The organism is Achromobacter piechaudii NBRC 102461 (assembly GCF_001571245.1).
GTDB lineage: Bacteria > Pseudomonadota > Gammaproteobacteria > Burkholderiales > Burkholderiaceae_B > Achromobacter > Achromobacter piechaudii.
Genome location: NZ_BCTK01000027.1, coordinates 1 through 607, shown reverse-complemented (window position 1 = coordinate 607; position 607 = coordinate 1). Strand labels below are relative to the sequence as shown.

Annotated in this window: 1 protein-coding gene; it reads left to right on the top strand. The window is 62.9% G+C overall.

Going from position 1 to position 607, the window contains the following annotated elements; translation table 11 throughout:
* Positions 1-607: Ig-like domain-containing protein (locus tag API01S_RS28620; protein ID WP_156487211.1), on the top strand; the 607-nt coding region annotated here is incomplete at both ends.

Here is a 607-nt window from a genome sequence, read left to right as displayed (position 1 = left end):
ACGACGACCACGGAAGACACGGCCGTTACTGGCCAGGTCTTGGCGACGGATGGCGATGGCGACCCGCTGACCTATAGCGTCGGCACCGCGCCCGCGCACGGCACGGTAACCGTCAACGCTACCACCGGCGCGTACACCTACACGCCGACGGCGGACTACTACGGTTCGGACAGCTTCGTCGTGAGCATCGACGACGGCACCGGCCACGTGACGTCTTCGACGGTCAGCGTGACGGTGTCGGCGGTAGTGGATATTGCCAACGATACGATCACGACCAACGAGGACACGCCGGTCAACATCAACGTCAACGCGAACGACACGTTCGAGAACGCGGGTCATACGATCACCGCCATCGACGGTAACGCGGTTGTCGTCGGCACACCGGTTGCGGTGGCGAACGGGATGGTCACGCTCAAAGCCGATGGCACGCTCGACTTTGCGCCGGCTGCCAACTACAACGGTTCCACCAGCTTCACCTACACGGTGACTTCGGGTGGTGCGGTTGAAACGGCGACGGTCAGCATCACGGTGACGGCCGTTCCCGATGCACCGATGACGGTGGATCCGGCTGTTCCCGGCCAGACTTTCGATTCGGCTACCGGCAATT